This window comes from Vibrio sp. 10N.261.51.A3 (assembly GCF_041471965.1).
Taxonomy (GTDB): domain Bacteria; phylum Pseudomonadota; class Gammaproteobacteria; order Enterobacterales; family Vibrionaceae; genus Vibrio; species Vibrio crassostreae_C.
Genome location: NZ_JBFRPK010000020.1, coordinates 76,246 through 81,681, shown reverse-complemented (window position 1 = coordinate 81,681; position 5,436 = coordinate 76,246). Strand labels below are relative to the sequence as shown.

2 protein-coding genes, 11 tRNA genes and 1 rRNA gene are annotated in these 5,436 nt (G+C 42.9%); 4 read left to right on the top strand and 10 right to left on the bottom strand.

Annotated features, from left to right (window positions below; translation table 11 throughout):
* The first annotated feature begins 50 nt into the window (after positions 1-50).
* The 4 genes from AB4371_RS05250 to AB4371_RS05235 all read left to right on the top strand — a co-directional run bounded on the left by AB4371_RS05250 (position 51) and on the right by AB4371_RS05235 (position 1,829).
* Positions 51-127: transfer RNA gene (locus AB4371_RS05250), tRNA-Thr, on the top strand.
* Between the two features lie 41 nt (positions 128-168).
* Positions 169-284, top strand: a 5S ribosomal RNA gene (gene rrf / locus AB4371_RS05245).
* Positions 285-314: 30 nt separating this feature from the next.
* Positions 315-391: transfer RNA gene (locus tag AB4371_RS05240), tRNA-Asp, on the top strand.
* A gap of 1,042 nt (positions 392-1,433) precedes the next feature.
* Positions 1,434-1,829: a DUF2391 family protein gene (locus AB4371_RS05235; protein WP_017060180.1), complete on the top strand. Its 396-nt coding sequence runs from the start codon at positions 1,434-1,436 to the stop codon at positions 1,827-1,829.
* 334 nt (positions 1,830-2,163) lie between these two features.
* Here the strand turns inward: AB4371_RS05235 and AB4371_RS05230 are convergent.
* The 10 genes from AB4371_RS05230 to AB4371_RS05185 form a co-directional block, all read right to left on the bottom strand.
* Positions 2,164-2,239: transfer RNA gene (locus AB4371_RS05230), tRNA-Asn, on the bottom strand.
* Between the two features lie 29 nt (positions 2,240-2,268).
* Positions 2,269-2,344, bottom strand: a tRNA-Thr gene (locus tag AB4371_RS05225).
* A 36-nt stretch (positions 2,345-2,380) separates the two neighbouring features.
* Positions 2,381-2,456: transfer RNA gene (locus AB4371_RS05220), tRNA-Asn, on the bottom strand.
* Between the two features lie 24 nt (positions 2,457-2,480).
* A tRNA-Thr gene (locus tag AB4371_RS05215) sits at positions 2,481-2,556 on the bottom strand.
* A 56-nt stretch (positions 2,557-2,612) separates the two neighbouring features.
* Positions 2,613-2,688 (bottom strand) — tRNA-Phe (locus AB4371_RS05210).
* Positions 2,689-2,923: 235 nt separating this feature from the next.
* The gene (locus AB4371_RS05205; protein WP_372149185.1) at positions 2,924-4,549 is read right to left on the bottom strand and encodes a methyl-accepting chemotaxis protein; all 1,626 of its coding nucleotides are present in this window, start codon (positions 4,547-4,549) and stop codon (positions 2,924-2,926) included.
* A 382-nt stretch (positions 4,550-4,931) separates the two neighbouring features.
* Positions 4,932-5,007, bottom strand: a tRNA-Asn gene (locus AB4371_RS05200).
* 56 nt (positions 5,008-5,063) lie between these two features.
* Positions 5,064-5,139 (bottom strand) — tRNA-Phe (locus AB4371_RS05195).
* A gap of 7 nt (positions 5,140-5,146) precedes the next feature.
* A tRNA-Thr gene (locus AB4371_RS05190) sits at positions 5,147-5,222 on the bottom strand.
* A gap of 71 nt (positions 5,223-5,293) precedes the next feature.
* Positions 5,294-5,369: transfer RNA gene (locus AB4371_RS05185), tRNA-Asn, on the bottom strand.
* Positions 5,370-5,436 lie beyond the last annotated feature (67 nt).

The following is a 5,436-nucleotide window of genomic DNA, read 5'->3' as shown; positions in this document are numbered from 1 at the left end:
CATCGCCAGGCTTTAAATTTTTAGAGTCGTTTTTAAACGGTTCTTGAATTGCTGATATAGCTCAGCCCGGTAGAGCGCACCCTTGGTAAGGGTGAGGTCCCCAGTTCGAGTCTGGGTATCAGCACCATATTTAGTTGATTTGATTATTCAAGTTAACAACAGAATTTGTTTGACGACCATAGCATTGTGGACCCACCTGATTCCATGCCGAACTCAGAAGTGAAACACAATAGCGCCGATGGTAGTGTGGGGCTTCCCCATGTGAGAGTAGGACATCGCCAGGCTCAAATTGCTTTAAGCTGAATAGACACTGCGGAGTGGTAGTTCAGTTGGTTAGAATACCGGCCTGTCACGCCGGGGGTCGCGGGTTCGAGTCCCGTCCACTCCGCCACTTATTAGAAAGCCTAGTCTTATGACTAGGCTTTCGTCGTTTCTGGGTATCGATAATTCGGTCTCCAACCACGAGATCCGGTCGCCTGAGATCCTAGCTACTCCGCCATTTATAATAAACCTCGCTAGAAATCACGGGGCTTTTTTTGCATCTAAATCATAGTGTTTCGCACGTCAGTCGAATAACTTACACAAAAGATTTTCCCGTAGCCCACAGCTCTTAGCTGAGGTGTCCCCCAAACCAACTCATGATTAGGGCTACATCATTTCTGATTCCTGCTGTGAGGTGACGCGAGCATGATTTCAAACGTATATAGCTTTAAGTTTAGCATTCAGATACTCAAGCCATACGCGCTGTAAGTTAGATTTATGAGACTGAACTGACCCCTTATCAATACTTGAGTTATAAAAGCCTTACACCCCATCCTACTTACTCTGCGCTGTAGATGTTTCCTTTATTAAGTGAGTGGCTCTCAGTATTAGTTAACAGCCTTTCGTCTACGAAGTCTGACTTCTGCTCTATCTGTGAATCTATAGGATACGTGTAATTAGGGCTCTATCATGGAGGCTTCTGCTAAGAAAGCTATAGCCCTTAATGAGTCGACTTAATAGCTCTTGTTATACATTCAGCTTGAAAGGTGAGAGTCGTTAGGTTGCGTTCCAAAGTGGCGCTGGAGGGATATGTAAGTTAAGACATAGAGTATCCCTCGCATCCGTATCTACACGTGCAGGGAGGTTCATCCCCCAACTGATTGTGATGTTCTCTGGTTCTAGGGGATGGTAATTTAGGATGTTTACCGGTCTCTCTTCGATTCTGATGTGCTTGTTGACTCGATATGAATTAGTTGTGTCGACAACTTTGCTCAGAACATATTGATTTCTTGCTGGTTAGTTCAATCTATGTTTTGGTTATTGCGACTAAGATGAAGCTAGAAGGTCACTACTGTTTGCTTAGTAGAAATAAAAATCCCCCAAATCATTGGCGGATAGTTTTGTGATTCTTTTCAGAATTAGATAAAGCCTTAAACCTAATGGGTCGAATTATGAAATTGAGTTTTAACTTTGAAGATGCGAGCCAGATCTTTGTGGGATCTTTTGCCTTGGCCGTGCCGATTTCTTTTTCTGAAGAGGCTTGGAAGTTAGGGGAGACTTTACCTACCGCTAATCTATTGCTGCTATTTTTACTGTCTGCGGTGTTCTTAGGCTTCTATACGTATGAGAGTGTCTTTCAAAAAGATGTTGTTGCTCGGTTGCCGGTGTTTATTTTCAGAATAGTGATTGCTTATGTTATGACGGCATTGGTCGTTGCTTTGGTACTGACTTGCCTGGACAAATTACCTCTATTGAGTGATCCCGTCGTATCGATCAAAAGAGTGATTGTTATTTCAATGCCAGCCTCTATGGGCGCTATTGTAGTGGATAGTTTTGATAAAGAGTGACCTGTGTTTCAATTTGGATTGAAGCACCTTACAGAGCTTTTCTAGCGCTTATTTGATTCGTTATTTAGCTTTCTCACCTCTAAACTTAGCATTGATTTGTTCAACCGATCTCCTCATCAATAAAATGAGTAGCAACGTTACTATGAGTGACTCTTACGTGAATGTGTCGTGTGTTGCTGGGAGATGTTGAAGAGCGTTAAGTAGCGTTTTGGAAGGAGATGAAAACAGTTGGCTTCTAAGTCGAATTGAAATTAGAGAGGCGAGGGTAGTTGTATTGAGAAGTTAGGATCTTTAGATGCAAAAAAGCCGCATCAATGATGCGGCTTTTTTTAATTGGCTCCCCTTGCAAGACTTGAACTTGCGACATACGGATTAACAGTCCGCCGTTCTACCAACTGAACTAAAGGGGAATTGATTGTTTAGTCTCTAATCAAGAGAATGGTGCCGACTACCGGAATCGAACTGGTGACCTACTGATTACAAGTCAGTTGCTCTACCTACTGAGCTAAGTCGGCATCATGAATCAAAAAGCTTATGCTTGATGATTAACTTGGCTCCCCTTGCAAGACTTGAACTTGCGACATACGGATTAACAGTCCGCCGTTCTACCAACTGAACTAAAGGGGAATTATTCTTAAAGCTTTAAAGAAATGGTGCCGACTACCGGAGTCGAACTGGTGACCTACTGATTACAAGTCAGTTGCTCTACCTACTGAGCTAAGTCGGCACATAATATTTCTTTGTGCTTTACTGTTGTTGTCTAAGACACCAACAAATAAATTGTGGTGCCCGGAGGCGGAATCGAACCACCGACACGAGGATTTTCAATCCTCTGCTCTACCGACTGAGCTATCCGGGCGACGAGGTGTATTAAACGTGTTTTCGCGTTCTGGGTCAACATTAAATTGCAAAAAAAGTATCGTTTGATGTTTTTCTATACTTAGTGGGTTGTTTTTGCTCATTTGGGGTGAAAAACCTAGGTCTAGCATGCCCTAAAAGATAGTAAAACTACGGTTAACTACACTGAATGGGCGCCGAAATAAAAAAAGCACGTATGAAAACGTGCTTTTTTATTTGAAAATTTTCTAGGGAGTTTAGTGTTTTACTTCAAACCTATTAACCCAAGCTTCTAATTCGTTGGAAAGAGAGGCAAGAGTTTGGGTGCTGTTATGACTTTCTGTTACGACATTGCTCAGTTGGTTACCGCTCTCTTCGATCATATTGATACGCTTCGATATATCATCGCTCACCTGAGTCTGCTCAGCGGCCGCTGTTGCGATTTGATGACTCATTGATGAAATGGACTCTAATGCGACAACAATCTGTTGTAGTGCTTCAGAGGCGTTTTGAGACTCTGTTACGGTGCTTTCACTGGTCGCGGCACACACTTCCATGGTTTGAATTGCGTTGCGAGATCCCTCTTGAAGGTTATTAATCATTAATTGGATTTCTTTTGTGCTCGATTGTGTTCTGCCTGCAAGGTTACGAACCTCATCTGCTACAACAGCAAATCCACGACCTTGTTCGCCAGCTCGAGCTGCTTCAATGGCTGCATTTAGTGCCAATAGGTTAGTTTGCTCCGCTATATCACCAATCACATCCAATACTTTTGCAATGTTGTTTACATCGTTATCTAGGTTAGCGACAGCTTCGCTTGCTGTGCCTAGTTGGCCTGCTAAGCCTTGAATGTTATCTACTGTGTTGTGAATGAGTTGTTGGGTATGCTGGCTCTGTTTGTCGGCCTCGTCGGTGTTGCGCGCGGTATCGCTAGCTGAAGCAGCTACGTTATTGGCTGAAGAGGCCATCTCGGTCATTGCTGTCGCGATCATCTCTGTTGATTGCTGTTGGGTGTCTGTCAGTTGACCAATTGACCCAGCGCGATCTTCTACGCGCTGCAGTTCGCCTCTTAATGCCAGCATTGAAGCGTCAATGTTTGATACTAGCTCAGCCAATGACTTACTCATTTGTTGTACGGCGTGATAGATACTGCCGTCAATTGCCTGAGTTTCGAAAGAGGTTTGAATTCGACCTTGTGCTACGGCTTGTACTGCTTCTCGTACGTCTTTAGGTTCGCCGCCAAGAAGCGCTAGCATGCGTTTAATGGATACAATTAGGCTCGCCAGAATAAGACCAGCAATCACGACACAAAGGAATAGCTGCCATTGAGCAGTAGACCAAAAACGAGCGTTAACTTCATTGAACCCGATACCAGTGCCGACAACCCAACCCCAATGTGGCGTTTTCTCTGCAATAGACAGTTTTTCTTCAATCGTTCCATCTGGCAGTTTTTGTGTCCAGGTGTACTCAATGATCTCGCCAGTACGATTACCAAGTACTCTTTGGATTAGCTGCCCAACACTATTGCCGTCGCCATCTTTAAAGTCGTTAAAACTGGTTCCGTGCAGTTGAGGATCTAATGGTGTCGCGATAAACGTCATGTTCTCATCGGCTACGTAAACATATTCATTATCTTTATAGATGTTGTTGCGTAGAAGGCGAGTAGCTAGTTGCTTGGCTTGCTCTTCTTCTAGTGTGCCATCAATCGCCATTTTTTCGACTTCAGTAAGAATGCTGTATGCGCTCTTAAACAGCTCTGTTACGCGAGCTTTGTTGTCCATGTTGCTAGCAACTCTTAAGGTCCATAAGCCTGTAGCCGTCAGTGCTAGCAGGGCGATCAAGATGATGCCCGATAATAAGTAAGCTTGCGTTTTTAGTTTCATATTTCCCCGCGCAGCGATTCAATAATTAGTATTAGGTATAATTCATCGAATCTTAATCTAAGTGGTGTAAGGCAGATATTAGAAAGACATCAAAGTATGATAGGGATTAAATTTTCGAAGAAAAAAAAGTAACAGGACTTGGTTCTATTTGTTTTAATGTGAATATTAGCGGGTCATGAACTTTATAAGGCTTTGGTTCTGTTGTAGTGGATATGCTTTATAGAACTTAGAATCAACTGCTGTAGTAAGAGTACTAAAAGGAGATAACTCAATTTATCGAGACTGATTAAGAGTTAGTGAGGAGCTGATGTGTATATTGAATAGAGTTTGTTTTTGTTCAAACGAAAAAAAGCCAAGTCTTTCGACTTGGCTTTCTTGAATGTGGCTCCCCTTGCAAGACTTGAACTTGCGACATACGGATTAACAGTCCGCCGTTCTACCAACTGAACTAAAGGGGAATTATTTGTGTCAACATCAGGTCTATAAAGACCATTATTTGTTAAGCACCAAATAATGGTGCCTCGAGGCGGAATCGAACCACCGACACGCGGATTTTCAATCCGCTGCTCTACCGACTGAGCTATCGAGGCAAAAGAATGGTGCCGACTACCGGAGTCGAACTGGTGACCTACTGATTACAAGTCAGTTGCTCTACCTACTGAGCTAAGTCGGCACACTAAATTCTTTGCTTAAAGAGTTAAACTCTTCAATTAAAACCTCATATAAAATGAAGTCCTTTAAAAATGGCTCCCCTTGCAAGACTTGAACTTGCGACATACGGATTAACAGTCCGCCGTTCTACCAACTGAACTAAAGGGGAATTACTTGTCTCAACATCAGGTCTATAAAGACCATTATTTGTTAAGTACCAAATAATGGTGCCTCGA

Excerpts from the sequence above, each read along its gene's own strand:
- AB4371_RS05235 (WP_017060180.1), top strand. The coding sequence starts at position 1,434 with ATGAAATTGAGTTTTAACTTTGAAGATGCGAGCCAGATCTTTGTGGGA.
- AB4371_RS05205 (WP_372149185.1), bottom strand. The coding sequence starts at position 4,549 with ATGAAACTAAAAACGCAAGCTTACTTATTATCGGGCATCATCTTGATC.